Origin of the sequence: Blautia sp. An46, from assembly GCF_002161645.1 — a bacterium.
Classification (GTDB): Bacteria; Bacillota; Clostridia; order Lachnospirales; family Lachnospiraceae; genus Blautia; species Blautia ornithocaccae.
In genome coordinates this window covers 1-16,204 of the sequence record NZ_NFIF01000036.1, presented here as the reverse complement: position 1 = coordinate 16,204, position 16,204 = coordinate 1, and the positions used below count along the sequence as shown (strand labels likewise).

At 44.4% G+C, this 16,204-nt stretch carries 15 protein-coding genes, 1 pseudogene and 1 riboswitch; of the genes and pseudogenes, 13 read left to right on the top strand and 3 right to left on the bottom strand.

Features of this window, described 5'->3' with window-relative positions; genetic code table 11:
- The 5 genes and pseudogenes from B5G00_RS19150 to B5G00_RS17965 all read left to right on the top strand — a co-directional run.
- Positions 1–351, top strand: a pseudogene (locus tag B5G00_RS19150) (IS1634 family transposase); the annotation flags it as partial.
- A gap of 269 nt (positions 352–620) precedes the next feature.
- Positions 621–1,853, top strand: a complete 1,233-nt coding sequence (locus tag B5G00_RS17980) for an endo-1,4-beta-xylanase (protein ID WP_087275022.1) — start codon at positions 621–623, stop codon at positions 1,851–1,853.
- Between the two features lie 51 nt (positions 1,854–1,904).
- Positions 1,905–2,480 (top strand): SDR family NAD(P)-dependent oxidoreductase, encoded by a 576-nt coding sequence (locus B5G00_RS17975; protein WP_087275021.1) that lies wholly within the window; start codon positions 1,905–1,907, stop codon positions 2,478–2,480.
- Entirely contained in the window at positions 2,429–2,746 is a 318-nt protein-coding gene (locus tag B5G00_RS17970; RefSeq protein ID WP_242971425.1) for a VOC family protein, read from the top strand. Before B5G00_RS17975 ends, B5G00_RS17970 begins: the two co-directional genes overlap by 52 nt.
- A gap of 18 nt (positions 2,747–2,764) precedes the next feature.
- Positions 2,765–3,580 (top strand): sugar phosphate isomerase/epimerase family protein, encoded by an 816-nt coding sequence (locus B5G00_RS17965; RefSeq protein ID WP_087275019.1) that lies wholly within the window; start codon positions 2,765–2,767, stop codon positions 3,578–3,580.
- Positions 3,581–3,729: 149 nt separating this feature from the next.
- On the opposite strand, the gene B5G00_RS17960 is transcribed toward B5G00_RS17965, so the two are convergent.
- On the bottom strand, positions 3,730–4,386 hold the full coding sequence (locus tag B5G00_RS17960) for a superoxide dismutase (RefSeq protein WP_242971424.1): 657 nt from the start codon (positions 4,384–4,386) through the stop codon (positions 3,730–3,732).
- 109 nt (positions 4,387–4,495) lie between these two features.
- Positions 4,496–4,615, top strand: a riboswitch (FMN riboswitch).
- Between the two features lie 202 nt (positions 4,616–4,817).
- Here B5G00_RS17960 and B5G00_RS17955 point away from each other — a divergent pair.
- The 3 genes from B5G00_RS17955 (at position 4,818) to ytvI (ending at position 7,385) form a co-directional block, all read left to right on the top strand.
- Positions 4,818–5,453 (top strand): ECF transporter S component, encoded by a 636-nt coding sequence (locus tag B5G00_RS17955; RefSeq protein WP_087275018.1) that lies wholly within the window; start codon positions 4,818–4,820, stop codon positions 5,451–5,453.
- Positions 5,454–5,455: 2 nt separating this feature from the next.
- A complete protein-coding gene (locus B5G00_RS17950) occupies positions 5,456–6,067 on the top strand; it encodes an NUDIX hydrolase (protein ID WP_087275017.1) in 612 nt (203 codons plus the stop codon).
- Between the two features lie 187 nt (positions 6,068–6,254).
- Positions 6,255–7,385 carry a sporulation integral membrane protein YtvI gene (gene ytvI / locus B5G00_RS17945; protein ID WP_087275016.1) on the top strand — a complete coding sequence of 377 codons (1,131 nt, stop codon included), beginning with the start codon at positions 6,255–6,257 and terminating at the stop codon, positions 7,383–7,385.
- Here ytvI and B5G00_RS17940 read toward each other — a convergent pair.
- Together B5G00_RS17940 and B5G00_RS17935 are read right to left on the bottom strand one after the other, a co-directional pair.
- Positions 7,380–8,549 (bottom strand): MBOAT family O-acyltransferase, encoded by a 1,170-nt coding sequence (locus B5G00_RS17940; RefSeq protein WP_087275015.1) that lies wholly within the window; start codon positions 8,547–8,549, stop codon positions 7,380–7,382. The two genes, ytvI and B5G00_RS17940, sit on opposite strands and share 6 nt — an antisense overlap.
- Before the next feature lie 163 nt (positions 8,550–8,712).
- The gene (locus B5G00_RS17935) at positions 8,713–9,726 is read right to left on the bottom strand and encodes a LacI family DNA-binding transcriptional regulator (RefSeq protein ID WP_162613531.1); all 1,014 of its coding nucleotides are present in this window, start codon (positions 9,724–9,726) and stop codon (positions 8,713–8,715) included.
- A gap of 300 nt (positions 9,727–10,026) precedes the next feature.
- Between B5G00_RS17935 and B5G00_RS17930 the strand changes: the two genes are divergently transcribed.
- From B5G00_RS17930 to B5G00_RS17910, 5 genes are all read left to right on the top strand, one after another.
- Positions 10,027–10,920 (top strand): ABC transporter permease, encoded by an 894-nt coding sequence (locus tag B5G00_RS17930; RefSeq protein ID WP_087275025.1) that lies wholly within the window; start codon positions 10,027–10,029, stop codon positions 10,918–10,920.
- Between the two features lie 11 nt (positions 10,921–10,931).
- On the top strand, positions 10,932–11,828 hold the full coding sequence (locus B5G00_RS17925; protein WP_087275013.1) for a carbohydrate ABC transporter permease: 897 nt from the start codon (positions 10,932–10,934) through the stop codon (positions 11,826–11,828).
- Between the two features lie 17 nt (positions 11,829–11,845).
- Positions 11,846–13,549, top strand: coding sequence for an extracellular solute-binding protein (locus B5G00_RS17920; RefSeq protein WP_087275024.1), 1,704 nt, complete (start codon positions 11,846–11,848; stop codon positions 13,547–13,549).
- 36 nt (positions 13,550–13,585) lie between these two features.
- Entirely contained in the window at positions 13,586–15,079 is a 1,494-nt protein-coding gene (locus tag B5G00_RS17915; protein ID WP_330396411.1) for a glycoside hydrolase family 32 protein, read from the top strand.
- Between the two features lie 163 nt (positions 15,080–15,242).
- Positions 15,243–16,204 (top strand): carbohydrate kinase family protein (locus B5G00_RS17910; RefSeq protein ID WP_206423811.1); only part of this gene is annotated, 962 nt, incomplete at its 3' end.

Here is a 16,204-nt window from a genome sequence, read left to right as displayed (position 1 = left end):
AACTTATGGCGGATCGAAGAATCCTTCCGGATCATGAAGTCACAGTTGGACGCAAGACCCGTGTATCTCCAGAAGGAAGATACCATCACAGGCCATTTCCTGATCTGCTATCTTGCTGTCCTTTTGACCCGCCTGCTGCAGTTTAAAGTCTTAGGAGATCAGTATTGTTCTGAAGACATCCTGAACTTTTTTAAACAGTTCCGTGCAGCCCGGGTCTCTGAAAGAAAGTACATAAATCTGACAAGGAACTCAACATTTATCCGGGAATTTGCACAGAAGACAGAACTTCCCCTCACCTCTTATTTTCTCACAGAATCGCAAATAAAAAAGATGCTAAGTCACAGGTTTTAATCTGTGGCTTAACACCATTTTTTGCCTTCTAACTCTGAAAGTCAGGTAATATAACAAAAATTGCTGAAAAAATACAGAGAAATCTTTTGATAACAGGAAATTTTTTGTATGAATACAGAAAATCAGAGGATATAAGAGGAAAAGTACGCAAAAAAAACATTGAGAAAGAGCAAAAAACCAATAGAAGAAAATATAGAGAAATGCTATATTGAAAATAACAAAAAACCCTATCTGAAATAATCATAATTGAAAAGTACGGGGAGGAGATTATGGATAAATTTGCACACAGGAAAGGAAAAGCAGTCCTGCATTTTCGGGACAGGGAAGGAAGACCTCTTGCAGGAAAAGCTGTAGAGGTCAGGCAGAAAAAACAGGAATTTCTCTTTGGCTGTAACGCTTTTGATACGCTGGAGCTATGCCAAGAAAATCTGGACAGCGAAAGAAAGGAAATCCTGCAGGAGAGAATGAAATTGTGGCTGGATCTTTTTAATTTTGCCACACTTCCCTTTTACTGGGGGCAGTACGAGCCGGAAGAGGGCAGGCCAAACCAGCAGAACCTGATGGCAGCGGCACAATTTTTGAAAAAGAGGGGGATCACTATTAAAGGGCATCCTCTTTGCTGGCATACCCAGACGGCTCCCTGGCTTCTGGAACTTACCAATGAGGAAATCCTGGAGCGGCAGCTTATGCGGATCCGCCGGGAGGTCAGCACATTTAAGGGAACGATTGACGCTTGGGACGTAATAAATGAAGTAGTGATCATGCCGGTATTTGACAAATATGATAATGGGATCACCAGGATATGCAAAGACATGGGAAGGATCAAATTGGTCAAAAGGGTCTTTGAAGAAGCCAGAAAAAGTAATCCGGGGGCAATGCTGGTTATTAATGATTTTAATACCAGCCAGGCTTATGAGATATTGATAGAGGGCTGTCTTGAGGCGGGAGTTCCTATTTCGACTATCGGTATCCAATCCCATCAACATCAGGGGTATTGGGGAATAGAGAAGATACAGGAGGTTCTGGAGAGATTCTCTCACTTCGGACTGCCTTTGCACTTTACAGAAAACACCCTGATCTCGGGACATCTCATGCCTTCGGAAATCAAGGATCTCAATGACTATCAGATTCCTTACTGGCCTACTACCCCTGAGGGAGAAGAACGCCAGGCCAGAGAAGTGGTGGAGATGTACACGGTGCTTTTTGAATCCCCCTATGTCCAGGCGATCACAACCTGGGATTTCGACGACGATAATAAATGGCTGGGAGCTCCCTGCGGGCTGATCCGCAAGGACAATTCCCAGAAACCTGCCTATGTGGAATTAAAGAAAAAGATCAAGGAGGAGTGGATGACTTCCCTGAGTCTGGTCACAGACCCCCGGGGAAATTTGGAATTTACCGGATTTGCAGGAGAGTATGAAATCTCCTGTCTGGGAGAAACCAAAGAAATTTCGCTGAAAAGGACGCCAAAGGAAAATTATCAGGAAATGGTAATGGGGTAAAGCCGGCGCTTTTTATAAATACAGGGCTTGCCTGAGAAAGGAGAAAACACTATGCTGGGACTTATTACAGGTGCAAACCGGGGGCTTGGACTGGAACTGGTCCGGCTTGGGCTGGCACAGGGAGATTCTATACTCGCTGCATGCAGGAATACTGACGGAGAACAGATGACAGAACTTCTGACTTTGAAGACAGACTATCCGGAATTTTTGGAAATCCTGCAGATGGATGTGACAAAAGAAGAGGAAGTGAAAGAGGCGGCAGATAAGGTACGGAAAAAATATGGACATATAGATTTTCTGATTAATAATGCCGGCGTGCTTTTTGAAAAAATGAAGATGCCGGGAGACTGTATCAGAGATCTGGATATTGATATGCTGAGAAGAAATTTGGAAGTAAATGTAGTAGGAACAGCTTTGGTGTGTAAATACTTTATAGAACAGCTATATCGGTCGGTATGTCCCTGTATCATGGATATTACTTCAGAAGCTGCGCATTTAAGCCCAAAGGGATATAATTATCCGGCCTATTCTATGTCCAAATATGCGGCGAATATGAGATCATGCAGACTGAGTATATGGGAGCGCCGGCACCGGAGGCCAACAGCCTTCTGGCATTCTTCGACGTAGGACCAGGGCTGCAGTTAGAACTTATCCAGCCAAATGAGGCTTCTTCCACTTGGCGGAATTATCTTAATGAACATGGAGAGGGAATCCATCATGTGGCCTTTAACATTCAGGGCATGAAAATGCCGGAGGCTGTAAAGAGATGTGAAGAATTTGGTATGACCTTAGAACAGAAGGGCGAGTATGGAGATGCGTCTGGAAGATATGTTTATATGAATGCGTATAAGGATCTGAAATGTATTATTGAACTTCTGGAAAGTGACAAATAAGAAAAGGCGGTAGATGATATGAAACTTGGACTATCCAGTCCTCTGGAACATAAAACACCGGAAAAATGGGCGGAAAATATGCAAAAAATCGGTTGCCAGGCAGTGAATTTTCCTGTGGATTACACTGCTCCTAAAGAGGTAATCCAAGCCTATGAACAGGCAGCAAAAGACCAGGGACTTGTGATTGCAGAAGTGGGAGCCTGGTGTAACCCGATCTCACCGGATCCGGAGATAAGAGAAAACGCACGGATAAGGTGCAGGGAGCAGCTTAGGTTAGCAGACAGGTTGGGGGCCTGTTGCTGTGTTAATGTTTCCGGCTCAAAAGGTGCTAGATGGGATGGACCATACAAAGAAAATCTGACTAAAGAAACCTGGAAGGATATGGTAAGGAGTATCCAGAACATCATAGATGAAGCAGATCCTCAGAATACTTTTTATACTATAGAACCAATGCCCTGGATGTATCCTATGGGACCAGATGAATATGTAAAGCTTATAGAGGATGTAGACAGAAAACATTTTGCAGTACATATGGATGTGTTTAACTGGATTATTTCCCCTGAAAGGTATTTCTATCATGAAGAATTTATGGAAGAATGCTTTGAAAAGCTGGGAAAATATATCAAGAGCTGCCATCTGAAAGATGTACTGCTGCGTCAGGAGTTTACCCTGCAGCTTCAGGAAACTGCCTGCGGAAAAGGCGGGATCAATCTGAAAAAGTATAAAGAATTGATCGATAGCGTGAACCCTGATATGCCGGCAATCCTGGAACATCTTGGAAGCGATCAGGAATATCTGGACAGCCTGAAGTTCATAAAAGAATACTATCAATAGAAAAATTATTTTAAAAAATACTGTATCTGATCTATAGAGACCGGATACAGTATTTTTATTACTATAAGCCTTTTGGATTGCCTTGCAGAACAAAAGCCATGCAGTCGGGAAGCATAGTAGAAAATATACCAGAAGCCCTTGGAAACCTGTCAGAACAGATTCTGCAGACGCCGCTCTGCCATATCCCAGTTGATCACGTGAAACCAGTCGTCAATATAAGCGGCACGAACATTATAGTGTTTCAGATAATAAGCATGTTCCCATACATCAAGATTCAAAAGAGGACATTCTCCTTGGTCCAGAGGCGTATCCTGATTTGCAGTCTGTGTGATCATCAGTTTCCCCCGGCAATGTACCAGCCAGACATAACCGGATCCAAAGACTGACAGGGCGGATTTTTTGAAACATTTTTTGAAATTTTCAAAACAGCCAAAATTTTTATTGATAAGCCTGGAGAAATAAACGCTGGGTAAAAGGCCGGCCTTATCCGTCATTCCTTCAAAAAAGAACCGATGGTTGTAAATGCCGCCGCTGTTATTCTTAAAGGAAACCCGGATATCAGAGGGAAGCCCGGACCAGCAGTACAGGATTTTTTCCAGAGACCAGTTTTGATAAGGGGGATTTTCTTTCATTAAGGAATTCAGATTGTCAATATAGGTCTGGAGATGTCGGTTATGGTGGAGAAACATGGTTTTTTCATCGATAAAGGGTTCAAGGGCATCATAATCGTAGGGGAGGGGCGTGTTTACAAAAGGATAATAATGATTCATGGGAGACTCCTTGTGATGGAAAAACTTTATATACATTATAGTATCCCTCCGGGATGAAATTGGTGAAAAGTTGAATCTGCGATTTATATGAAAAATCTCTTGAAATAGGATATATAAAGGCATATAATATACTACAGAATAAAAAGAAATTCTTCGGGGCAGGGTGCGATTCCCTACCGGCGGTAACAGTCCGCGACCCGTATTTTACGGCTGAACCGGTGAGATTCCGGTACCGACAGTATAGTCTGGATGAGAGAAGAAATGATAATATTTCATTGTGGCTTTCATGGAGGATACCCCGAATAGGGGCGTCCTCTTTTTATGCGATACGTCCGACAAGCGGCGGGCTTTGTCTGAAGCTGTCCGCAGTATCCCAGCGGATAGGGAAGGGCTATTTCCTATCCGATCAGCAGGCCATATGAAGAAGAATTTCCTTTTATGAAAATTATGTAAAGGAGATAATGAAAATGAACAATGAAGCAGCAGTAAACAGAAAAATAAGGACACAGAACCGGTCAAAACTGAGGACTACCGTGCAGATCGGCATGCTTGGAGCAATTGCCTTAGTCCTGATGTTTTTTGAATTTCCGATCCCTTTTATCGCACCGCCTTTTATCAAAATGGATTTCTCTGAGATTCCGGTGCTGGTGGGAACTTTTGCAATGGGACCTTTAGCAGGTGTGCTTATCGAACTCCTTAAGAACCTGCTGAATCTGGTGATCCATGGAACCACCACTATGGGAGTGGGAGAACTGTCTAACTTTATTATCGGCTGTGCCTTTGTAGTTCCGGCAGGCCTGTTTTACAGAAAGAAAAAGACAAGAGTCAATGCATTGAAAGGAATGGCAGCAGGTACTTTGCTGATGGCGGCTATGGGCTGTCTGACCAATGCTTTTATTATGTTCCCGTTATACAGCACTCTTATGGGGATTCCCATGGACAGCTTTATTGCCATGGGAACAGCAATCCATCCGGCCATTGACAATATGGTCTCATTTGTTATACTTTGTATGGTACCTTTTAATCTGTTAAAAGGTATCGTGATTTCATTTATTACCCTGCTTCTCTATAAGAGACTGCGGGTACTGTTAAAAGGAGAATAAGGATGGCAAAGATCAACGGCATTACCCAGAAAACCCAGAATCCCTTTGTAAATCTCTATGAACTGGACAGAGAATCCAAGACCGGGAAAAAAGGGAAATATTATGTGGCTTCCAGGGCAAAAAATCAGGAAGAGCTGAAGCTCAGAACAAGAAAAAATACCCCTGACGGAGTGATCATTTACAGCCTTTATGGGGAGAAGCAGGACCGGGTAGTGCTGGTGCGCCAGTATCGATACAGTATTGATGACTATATTTATGAATTTCCGGCAGGTCTGGTAGAGCCGGAGGAAAATTTTAAAGAAGCCGGGATCCGTGAGATGAAAGAGGAGACAGGGCTTACCTTTATTCCCATTGAAGTGGATCCCGCCTATGAGAAGCCTGCTTTTACTACCATCGGCCTTACCGATGAGTCCTGCGCCATTGTGTTTGGAAAGGCGGAGGGCAGGATATCCAGAGAATTTCAGGAAGATACCGAAGAGATTGAAGTCGTTCTGGCAGACAGAGAGGAAGTCAGGAGAATTTTAAAAGAAGAAAATATTGCCATCATGTGTTCTTACATGCTGATGCATTTCCTTCATGATGAGACCCCTTTTGACTTCCTGAACGAACTATAAAAACAGAAGAATCCGACCGTCCGGTATACTGCTGCAAAAGAGCAGAAAGGCAGTCAAATGAACATAAATGTTCGCCTGACTCTCTAATTTGTGGTATACTTAGAAAAAGTCGGAAAGAGGGAGGCTATGTCTGAACGACAGCGGCCTCTTTTTAAATCGACAGAAAAGGGAGAGAACCACAGGCTTCATGAAATTAAAAAAATATGTGAAAAGTATACTGGTATTTTTTATAACGCTGACAGGTATCGTCCTGGGAATTTTTCTGGGTATACGTTTCCTGCAGTTTTTCCTGCCTTTTGTTATCGGCTGGATCATCGCTATGATTGCCAATCCCCTTGTCAGGATCCTGGAGCGGCGGCTGAAAGTGGCTAGAAAGCATACTTCCATGCTGATCATTATTGGGGTTCTTGCTCTGGTGATAGCGGCGATCTATTTCCTGGGAGTAAGGATAGGGCAAGAGACCAGAGCCTTTTTGGACCAGGCGCCGGAAATGTATGCCGATTTCAGGGAAGACTTTCAGAGCGCAGGAAGGAACCTGGGGAGTATCATCAGCGAACTTCCGGAGAATATACAGGAAAGCCTGAAAGAAGTGCAGCAGGATATAGGAGATATTACCGGACAGGCTGTTGGAAGACTCAGCCAGCTGACGGTAGATAAGGCCGGCTCCTTTGCCCGAAATATCCCAAGCATACTCATATCCATTATTTTCAGTATTTTATCTGCCTATTTCTTTATTGCGGACAGAGACAGGATCCTGGAATTCGGACGGGCCCATACCCCTCAGATCATCCAGGAAAAATGGCGGATGATGGCAGAAAGCTTTAAAGCTGTATTTGGAGGATATTTTAAGGCACAGTTTAAGATCATGGCCGTTATCGGAGTGATCCTTTTCATAGGAATGCTTATACTGAGAGTAAGATTTGCTATTCTGGTGGCTATCCTGGTAGCTTTTCTGGATATGCTTCCTTTCCTGGGAACAGGAACAGTTCTGATTCCATGGGCAGTGTTTAAGCTGGTGTCAGGAGATATCCGTTATGCTCTGGGGCTGGTGATCCTATATCTGACTACCCAGCTGGTGCGCCGTATCATAGAGCCAAAGCTGGTAGGAGATTCCATCGGCATGAACCCTCTGGTCACTTTGATCTTTATGTATATCGGATACCGGATCGGCGGCGTTATCGGAATGATCCTGGCTGTGCCTGTAGGGGCCATTGTCCTGAATTTCTACAAGGCAGGGACCTTTGATGGTGTGCTCAATGGCCTGAAAGAGGCAGGGAGAGACTTGTTTCAATGGATGTATAGTGATAAACCCTCATAGAAATAAGATTTTCAGGAACATTCCGGACAGAATAAAGAACCCGAATAAAAGCAGGAGCATAGTAAAGATCCAGGTAAAAAAAGTGTATACAGGCTGATGTTTCCATTTCTCATGAAGGTGGCTCTTCGTCTCCCAGACTTCCCACAGGCAGAGCACAACTCCATGGTAAAGGGCAAAAAGCAGGCTGGAAGGGGTGATTCCGTAGAATACGCCTAATACACCCATAGTCAGAAGATATCCCAGACATTTTTGCAGAAGCGGGCAGGAAAACTGCCTGCTTTTTTTGAACCTTTTCAAAAGGGGACAGAAGATAAATTCCTTCAGCCAGTCAGTAAAAGTGATCTGCCATCTGTCCCAGAACTGCCGGATAGTGACGCTGAGAAAGGGTTTCTGAAAGTTGGTCTTTAATTCTGTGCCCAGAAGACAGGAGCACCCGGCAGCGATTCTTGAAAAACCAGCCAGATAGAAAAAAAGACGGGCTCCGTAAAAACAGGCATAGAGGAGAATCTGACAGAACACAGGGGATTCCTGTATCCGGGATTCCAGGCTTTGAAGGGGCAGCGAAAGAATAAGGGCGATAAAAAGAAGATAAAGGATCCCCCAGAAAAGTTCTTTCAGCCCTCTGACAAGAAGGCGGCGGTATGCTGGGACAGATGGTATATGGACCCAGGTTTGGTGAAACTGTCTGCTGCTGTTTAAAGGCCCCAGGAAAAGACTGGGAAAGAAAAGAAGATATCCGGCACATTCCCCTGCAGGATATTCCTGTATCCGGCCTTTATATATATGTGCAAGGACCTGGATGGTCTTCAGGGAAAAACAGGCCGTTGCTGCATATAGGGGAAGATGTTTTCCCTGGATAAGAACAAAATTTTTCAGGATCATGGGAAAAAGGGAGAGCAGAAGAAAGAGGGGAAAGCCCCAGGTGCTGAAAAACTGCTTTTCCCTCCACAATATAGCGGTTTTAATCAGCAGTATGGACCAGAGAAAGGAACCAAGAAGATAAAAAAGCTGCAGGGGCCTGGAGCCGAAGACGATGAGCAGGATCAGAAAAGAGCCGGAAAGCCCGTAAAAATTCAGGCTTCTCTGCTGAAAGCCCAGAAGCACTGCCGGCAGCAGTATAAAAATAAGTGTAATGGCATAAGGCAGATATTGGATCAGATACAAAGTATAGTCCCCCTCTTAGTAAGTTTCTAATTGTAGCTATTTAAACATGGATACATTAAAGATTCTTCCATGGAATCCGAAAGAAATTCTTAATTTTTGCATAAAAAGAACCGGAAACTGAAATTTTTCAGCTTCCGGTTCTTGAAAAGTCAGGAACAGATCTTTAAGATTCTCTCCGGGTGGTACCTCCATAACCATAAGTGACAGGAAGAAGAGAAAGAGTAGGAACTACCGTTCCCTGTCTTTTCTTCAGCAGTGTCTCCACACAAAGCCTGGCCAGTTCCTCTATAGGCTGACACATGGAGGAGACGAAAAGGGAGCTTTCGTCAATGCCGTATTTACGTATTCCGTCAAAGCCCAGAATCTGCACGTCTTCCGGAATCCGGAATCCCCGTTCCTTTAAGATCTTCATGACCAGATATGCATGACGGTCCGTATTTGCAAAGACACCGTCAAAGGTTAAGGTGCCATGGGAGTCGGTATGTTCCTGAATGAAGTTCTCCAGGGCCCTTCTTTCCTCTATGGCATCTATCTGATCCAGATAATCGGGCTGGATCCCCAGTTCCTGGCAGGCGCTGAGATATCCCTCCATTCTTTTATCTGCTTCACCTGGAAATTTCGAGCGAAAACGAATAAATACCGGGTGATGACAGCCCAGTTCCAGCAGCTTCTTTGTGCCGGCATAGCCGCCCTGGAAGTTATCGGAGGCGATCATGGGCACATCATGGTTTTCAAAGTAGCGGTCAAAGGAGACCAGAGGGATCCTGGCAGGTATGGCGCTGCTTACGTCGGTATAAGTCAGAGCGATGATCCCGTCCGTTTTACTTTGAGAGGCCAGATTCAGATAGCCGATTTCTTTTTCCGGTATGCCGTTGGCACAGCAGAGGATCAATTTATAGCCATGCTCATAAAGGGCTTTTTCTACATATTGAGTAAAGGCGGCAAAAAACGGGTTCATGGTATCCGGGACGATCAGGGTGATCAGTTTTGTCTCCTGGGTCTTCAGCCCTCTGGCGTAAGTATTTACTTCATATCCCAGTTCTTTAATGGCCTTTTCTACTTTTTCTCTGTTTTTTTCTCCTACGGTTATGTGATTGATCACTTTAGAAACCGTTCCCAGGGACACGCCGGCCCGGGCGGCGACATCTTTCATAGTAGGTGTGTGAGAAGGGGTCAAGATTCATCTCCTCCTTTTCTATAATAAATGTATTATAATAAGCTGATTTTAGTATACGCTATTATATGAAACGTTACAAAATAAAAAATAGACAAAAAACAAGTATAAAAACTGTAAATATGTACTGAATATCTAAAAATTATCGGGAAAGTATTGACTTAAAAAGAGAGAAAGACTATAGTTAAATCACAAAAAATGAAACGTTTCATATTACAAAAAACAAAGGAGCAGGAAAAGAAAGGAGAGCTTTTTATGAAGGCACAGACTTATAGAAAGCCGCAGCAGACATTTGGCGAAAAGATGTCAGGAAAACTGAAGTATGTAAAGAAAAACTGGCAGTTATACCTGATTTTTTTGTTACCCGCGCTGCTGCTCACAATTATTTTCAAATACTTCCCTATGGGCGGAGTATTGATCGCATTTGAGGACTACAATGTTATCGACGGCGTTATCGGAAGCCCCTGGGTGGGCCTGGAATACTTCCGGAGATTTTTATCTTCCCCGGACTTTATGAGTTATCTGATGAATACCCTGAAGTTAAGCGTATACGGTCTTTTATGGGGATTCCCCATACCCATTATCCTGGCGCTTCTGCTGAACAGGATCCGGAGAAAAGGGATACAGAAGAAAATCCAGCTTTTAATCTACGCGCCGAATTTTATTTCTGTTATCGTACTTTGTGGTATGGTGAGGATGTTCCTCTCGCCGGTGGGACCTATCAATCAGGTGCTGGGGATCGATACCAACTGGATGACCATGCCCTCCGCTTTCAGAACTATTTATATCGCCAGCGGTATCTGGCAGGCGGCAGGATGGTCCTCGATCATGTATACCGCAGCTTTATCCAATGCCAGCAAGGATCTGGAAGAGGCGGCCATTGTAGACGGCGCTAATATCCTTCAGCAGATCTGGTATGTGGAACTGCCGGCAATCAAAAACATCATCGTGATCCAGTTTATCCTTCAGGCCGGAAACATTATGAGTATCGGATTTGAAAAGGCCTATGCACTGCAGACAGATATGAACCTTCCTGCTTCTGAGATTCTTTCTACCTATGTATATCGTATCGGTCTGTTAAACGGAGATTACGGATATTCTACCGCAGTGGGACTCTTTAATTCAGTGATCAATGTGATCCTGTTGATCGTTGTAAACTTTGTTGTGTCCAAGCTCAATGAAGGCGAAGGACTGTAGGAGGGATGAAAATGGAAAACCGTATTAAGATTAAACTGGGAACCTCAGATAAGGTAATCCTGGGGATAGGTTATACTTTGCTGGGATTGTTTGTTCTGGCGATCGCGATTCCTCTTGTATATGTAGTCATTGCTTCCTTTATGGATCCCAATGTACTGAATAACCAGGGGATCAGCTTTAACTTCAAAGACTGGACCATAGATGCTTACCGACGTGTGCTGGAAAATGACATGATCTGGAGAGGCTTTGCCAATTCTCTTTTTTACTCAGCGGCATTTACTTTAATCTCTGTATTTATTACTCTGCTGGCTGCTTATCCCATGTCAAAGAAGGAATTCGTAGGAAGAGGATTCTTTAATGTGATCTTTGTTATCACCATGTTCTTTAACGGTGGTATGATCCCTACCTTTATCCTGATCAATCAGCTGCATATGGTAAACACCATATGGGCCATTCTCCTTCCGGGAGCGGTAAACGTATGGAACCTGATCCTGGCCCGGACTTATTATCAGTCTACACCAAAAGAGTTGAGAGAGGCTTCCGCTATCGACGGCGCCAATGAGGTCCAGCATTTCTTTAAAATATTGATGCCGGTATGCAAACCGATCATCGCCGTACTGGCCCTGTATTCCTTTGTAGGAATGTGGAACAGTTACTTTGACGCAATGATTTACTTAAATGATGCTAATCTTCAGCCTCTTCAGCTGGTGCTTCGTTCTATCCTGGTGCAGAATACACCGCAGCCTGGTATGATCGCGGATATCCAGAGTACCGCAGAAATGGCAAAGGTTGCAGAACTTTTGAAATATGCTACTATTGTAGTATCCAGCCTTCCGCTGCTGGTTATGTATCCCTTCTTCCAGAAGTATTTCGACAGCGGCATTATGGTTGGTTCTGTAAAAGGTTGATGGAGGGATATGAAATGATGAATAAAAAAATAAGAAAACTAGCGGCATTATGTATTTCCGCAGTCTCTGTACTTTCTCTGGCGGGCTGCGGAGGCGGCGGTCATCAGGCTGCCGATGTGGATCCGGACACACCGGTCAGCGAAGTGACCTTTCCACTTAAAGAACAGGCAGAACTTTCTTTTATCACCAGTGCGCCGGCTACCAGCACCCAGGACCCAAATGAGAGAATGATCTTTAAACGGCTGGAGGAACAGACGAATGTACATATAGACTGGACCTGTTTTGTAGCAGACCAGTTTGCAGACAAAAAGAACCTGGCACTGGCTCAGTTTGGAAATCTTCCTGACGGACTTTTTAATGCCGGCATGAGTGATTATGACTTGCTCCGGTATGCAAAACAGGGGATCATCATTCCTCTGGAAAATCTCATAGACAAGTATATGCCGAATCTTCAGGCGGTTTTTGAAAAGTATCCGGAATACCGGACCATGTGTACCGCTCCTGACGGCCATATTTATTCCTTCCCCTGGATCGAACAGCTGGGCGAGGGAAAGGAGGCCATCCAGGCTATCGGCGATATCCCGTATATCAACAAGAAGTGGCTGGATTGTCTGGGACTGGACGTGCCTACTACTGTAGATGAACTGGAGCAGGTACTCATCGCTTTCAGAGACAATGCAGACAAGATCCAGGAAGAATGTGGAGTAGAAGGCGATGTGATCCCCATGTCCTTTATCATCAATAACGGCGACCAGGATCCGGCTATCCTGATCAACGGCTTTGGAGAAGGATATGGAGATACCGCAGATCATTTTGCAGTGACAGATGAAGGCGAAGTTATCTATACAACCGTTCAGGAAGGTTATAAAGAGGGAATTGAATGGCTTCACAAACTGGTGGAAGAAGATCTTGTTGACCCTGAAGCCTTTACCCAGGAATGGTCTACCTATGTGGCAAAAGGTAAAAATCACAGATATGGCCTTTGCTTTACCTGGGATATCGCAAACATCGATAACTATGATGATTATGTAATGCTCCCGGCTCTGGCAGGTCCTGATGGACTGGTAAACATTACCAGACAGAACAACAGCGAGACCAGCGGTTTTGAAAGAGGCCGGTGTGTACTGACGACCAGCTGCAGGGATACAGCTTTGGCAGCAGCCTGGATCGATCAGATGTATGCGCCGCTCCAGTCTGTGCAGAATAACTGGGGAACCTACGGTGAAGAAGGCAAGCCAAACATCTTTGAAATGAGTACAAATGCTGAAGGCGGGGAAATGTTAAAACATGAAGATCTGGGGGACAACTCTCCGGTAGAAGTCCGGGAATCCCAGTCTGTAAACGGTCCTCTGGCAGTACTGAACGACTATTATGATGTGTATGTAACCCAGCCGGATGATGCCAAATGGCGTCTTGATAACATGCATGCAACTTATCTGGATGATATGCACAGCCAGTATGTATATCCAAATGTATTTATGAGTATTGATGATACGAATAAAGTATCACAGTATGATACAGATATTAAAAAATACGCAGAACAGAAAAAGGCCGACTGGATACTGAACGGCGGTATTGAAGAAGAATGGGACAGCTATCTGGAAAAGATGGAAGACTATGGCCTGTCAGACTATCTGGCCATCAAACAGAAGTATTTTGACCAGTACCAGGAGTCTCTGACCCAGGAAAATACAGCAGCCACGCAGGATACTCAGTCCTGAAAAGAATATAGGGCAATATAGGAGGAAAAGCAGAATATGAGTATGGAAAGCAGAATAGAAGTCAGCGAAGCTTTAAAAAAGGCAAGAGAATATGAACAAAAAAATATAACAGAAGAAGTAAACCGGCAGAAACCTTCTTTCCATGTATGCGCACCTATCGGGTGGATCAATGACCCCAACGGATTTTCCGTATATAAAGGAGAATACCATCTTTTTTATCAATACTATCCTTATGCAAAAGCCTGGGGACCTATGCATTGGGGACACAGTGTATCTAAGGATTTAGTAAATTGGAAAAATATGCCGGCAGCTCTGGCACCGGATAAAGACTATGATCACGCAGGCTGCTTTTCCGGAAGCGCCCTGGAGTATAAAGGACAGCATGTATTGTTGTATACAGGTGTAGAGGAAAAAGAGACAGAAGATGGAAAGCAGATCCGGCAGACCCAGTGTCTGGCTATAGGAGACGGAGTGGACTATCGGAAAACAGAAGACAATCCGGTAATCTATCCTGATGGGCTTCCTGAGGGAAGCAGTCTGGAAGATTTCCGGGATCCTAAGATCTGGCAGGATGGAGATACCTTCTATGCTGTTATAGGAAGCAGGAGCAAAGACGGCAGCGGTCAGATACCGGTATATTCATCCAAGGATCTGCGGAACTGGAGCTTGGTAAGTATCCTGGATAAATGTGAAAATCAATATGGAAAAATGTGGGAATGTCCGGACTTTTTCTTTCTTGATGACAAGGCTGTCCTGCTGACTTCCCCTCAGGATATGGAGGCAGAAGGCTTGGAATTTCACAGTGGGAACGGAACTCTCTGCATCATAGGAAACTGCAGCAGAGAGGATTTTATCCTCCATCGGGAGCAAATCCATGCAATTGATTATGGCTTGGACTTTTATGCTCCGCAGACTACCCTTACTCCAGATGGGAGAAGAGTTATGATCGCCTGGTTCCAGTCCTGGGACAACCACCTTTCTCCTGAGCATTTAGCATGGGGCGGCATGATGACTATGCCCAGAGAACTTCAGGTAAAAGAAGGAAGACTTTATCAGAATCCTGTCCGGGAGCTGGAACAGTACCGTACTGGAAAGATACAGCATGAAGGTGTAAAAATCCGGGAAAAACAGTCATTGGAAGGAATCCGGGGACGTCAGATGGACCTTACTGTGGAGATTCAGGGGGAAGATTATGACAAGTTCAAAATTTATCTGGCAATGGATGAAAAGCATTATACCGCTGTTATCTATGACAGAAGAGAAGGCATCCTTACTTTTGACAGAAGATACTGCGGAGACAGGAGAGACAGGATACATACCAGGGAAATGACAGTAGAGGAAAAAGAAGGAAAACTTAAACTGCGGATCCTGGTAGATAAATATTCTGTGGAGATTTTTGTTAATGACGGTGAAAAGGCAATGTCCTCTTTGATCTACACAGGGCTGGAAGCAGAGGGGATCGCTTTTGAAGCCAGAGGAGAAGCAGAAGTTTCCGTCTGCCAGTATAATATGAAAAAATCTGAGAAATAATTGCTATAATAAAGGAAGATTTCCGATAAAGCTTGCGAAAACAGGAAAAAAAAACTATAATTTATGGCAGTCAAAGACCTTTGCGGCAGTCGCCAAATGGACATGCAGGTATGTACGCTTGGCTGGCTGCCCGCAGGAATAAATCAATCAAGGAGCTAAGATTATGAGTAAAAAATTTGATGTTATCGCACTTGGGGAACTGCTGATCGATTTTACAGAAAACGGCGTCAGCGGTCAGGGCAATCCGATCTTTGAGGCCAATCCCGGAGGAGCGCCCTGTAATGTTCTTGCAATGCTGAATAAATTGGGAAAGAAAACTTCCTTCCTGGGAGTTGTGGGAAAAGATCAGTTCGGTGTTTCTTTAAGAGCAGCTCTGGAAGAACAGAATATTGATACCAGCCATCTGTATGAGGATCCGGAGGTACATACTACCCTGGCCTTTGTTCATACTTTTGAAGACGGAGACCGGGATTTCGCTTTCTACAGAAACCCTGGAGCCGATATGATGTTAAATGAAGATCAGATCGATGAGGAGTATATCGCCTCTGCCAGAGCCTTCCACTATGGAACTTTGTCTATGACCCACGAGGGAGTAAGAAAGGCCACCAGAAAAGCCATTGACGTTGCCAAGAAGGCAGGGCTTCTCATCTCTTTTGACCCTAATCTCCGTCCTCCTCTTTGGAAGACCATGGAAGAAGCAAAGGAGCAGATCAGCTATGGATTATCTCAGTGTGATCTTCTGAAAATTTCTGAAGAAGAGCTGGAATTTATGACCGGTACAAAAGATATTAAAGAAGGCGCCCATATACTGCTGGAAAAATATCCGAACCTGAAGCTGATGAATGTGACTATGGGAAAGGAAGGGAGCATGGCTTTCCATGAGGGAAAGGAAGTGTTCCAGGCACCTTTTATCCAGGAAAAAACCATAGAAACCACAGGAGCGGGAGATACTTTCGGCGCCTGTGCCCTGAACTATGTGCTGGAGCATGGGATCCAGGGGCTGACAGAGGAAAATCTTCAGGAAATGCTCCGGTTTGCCAATGGAGCTTCTTCTATCGTGACCACCAAAAAAGGTGCCCTGCGGGTAATGCCTGAGAGAGCAGAGGTTGAAGCATTTATTAACAA

Coding starts and splice junctions, on each gene's coding strand:
- B5G00_RS17980 (WP_087275022.1), top strand. CDS start 621: ATGGATAAATTTGCACACAGGAAAGGAAAAGCAGTCCTGCATTTTCGG.
- B5G00_RS17970 (WP_242971425.1), top strand. CDS start 2,429: ATGGGAGCGCCGGCACCGGAGGCCAACAGCCTTCTGGCATTCTTCGAC.
- B5G00_RS17925 (WP_087275013.1), top strand. CDS start 10,932: ATGGAAAACCGTATTAAGATTAAACTGGGAACCTCAGATAAGGTAATC.
- B5G00_RS17960 (WP_242971424.1), bottom strand. CDS start 4,386: ATGTATATAAAGTTTTTCCATCACAAGGAGTCTCCCATGAATCATTAT.
- B5G00_RS17975 (WP_087275021.1), top strand. CDS start 1,905: ATGCTGGGACTTATTACAGGTGCAAACCGGGGGCTTGGACTGGAACTG.
- B5G00_RS17950 (WP_087275017.1), top strand. CDS start 5,456: ATGGCAAAGATCAACGGCATTACCCAGAAAACCCAGAATCCCTTTGTA.
- ytvI (WP_087275016.1), top strand. CDS start 6,255: ATGAAATTAAAAAAATATGTGAAAAGTATACTGGTATTTTTTATAACG.
- B5G00_RS17920 (WP_087275024.1), top strand. CDS start 11,846: ATGAATAAAAAAATAAGAAAACTAGCGGCATTATGTATTTCCGCAGTC.
- B5G00_RS17965 (WP_087275019.1), top strand. CDS start 2,765: ATGAAACTTGGACTATCCAGTCCTCTGGAACATAAAACACCGGAAAAA.
- B5G00_RS17915 (WP_330396411.1), top strand. CDS start 13,586: ATGAGTATGGAAAGCAGAATAGAAGTCAGCGAAGCTTTAAAAAAGGCA.
- B5G00_RS17930 (WP_087275025.1), top strand. CDS start 10,027: ATGTCAGGAAAACTGAAGTATGTAAAGAAAAACTGGCAGTTATACCTG.
- B5G00_RS17955 (WP_087275018.1), top strand. CDS start 4,818: ATGAACAATGAAGCAGCAGTAAACAGAAAAATAAGGACACAGAACCGG.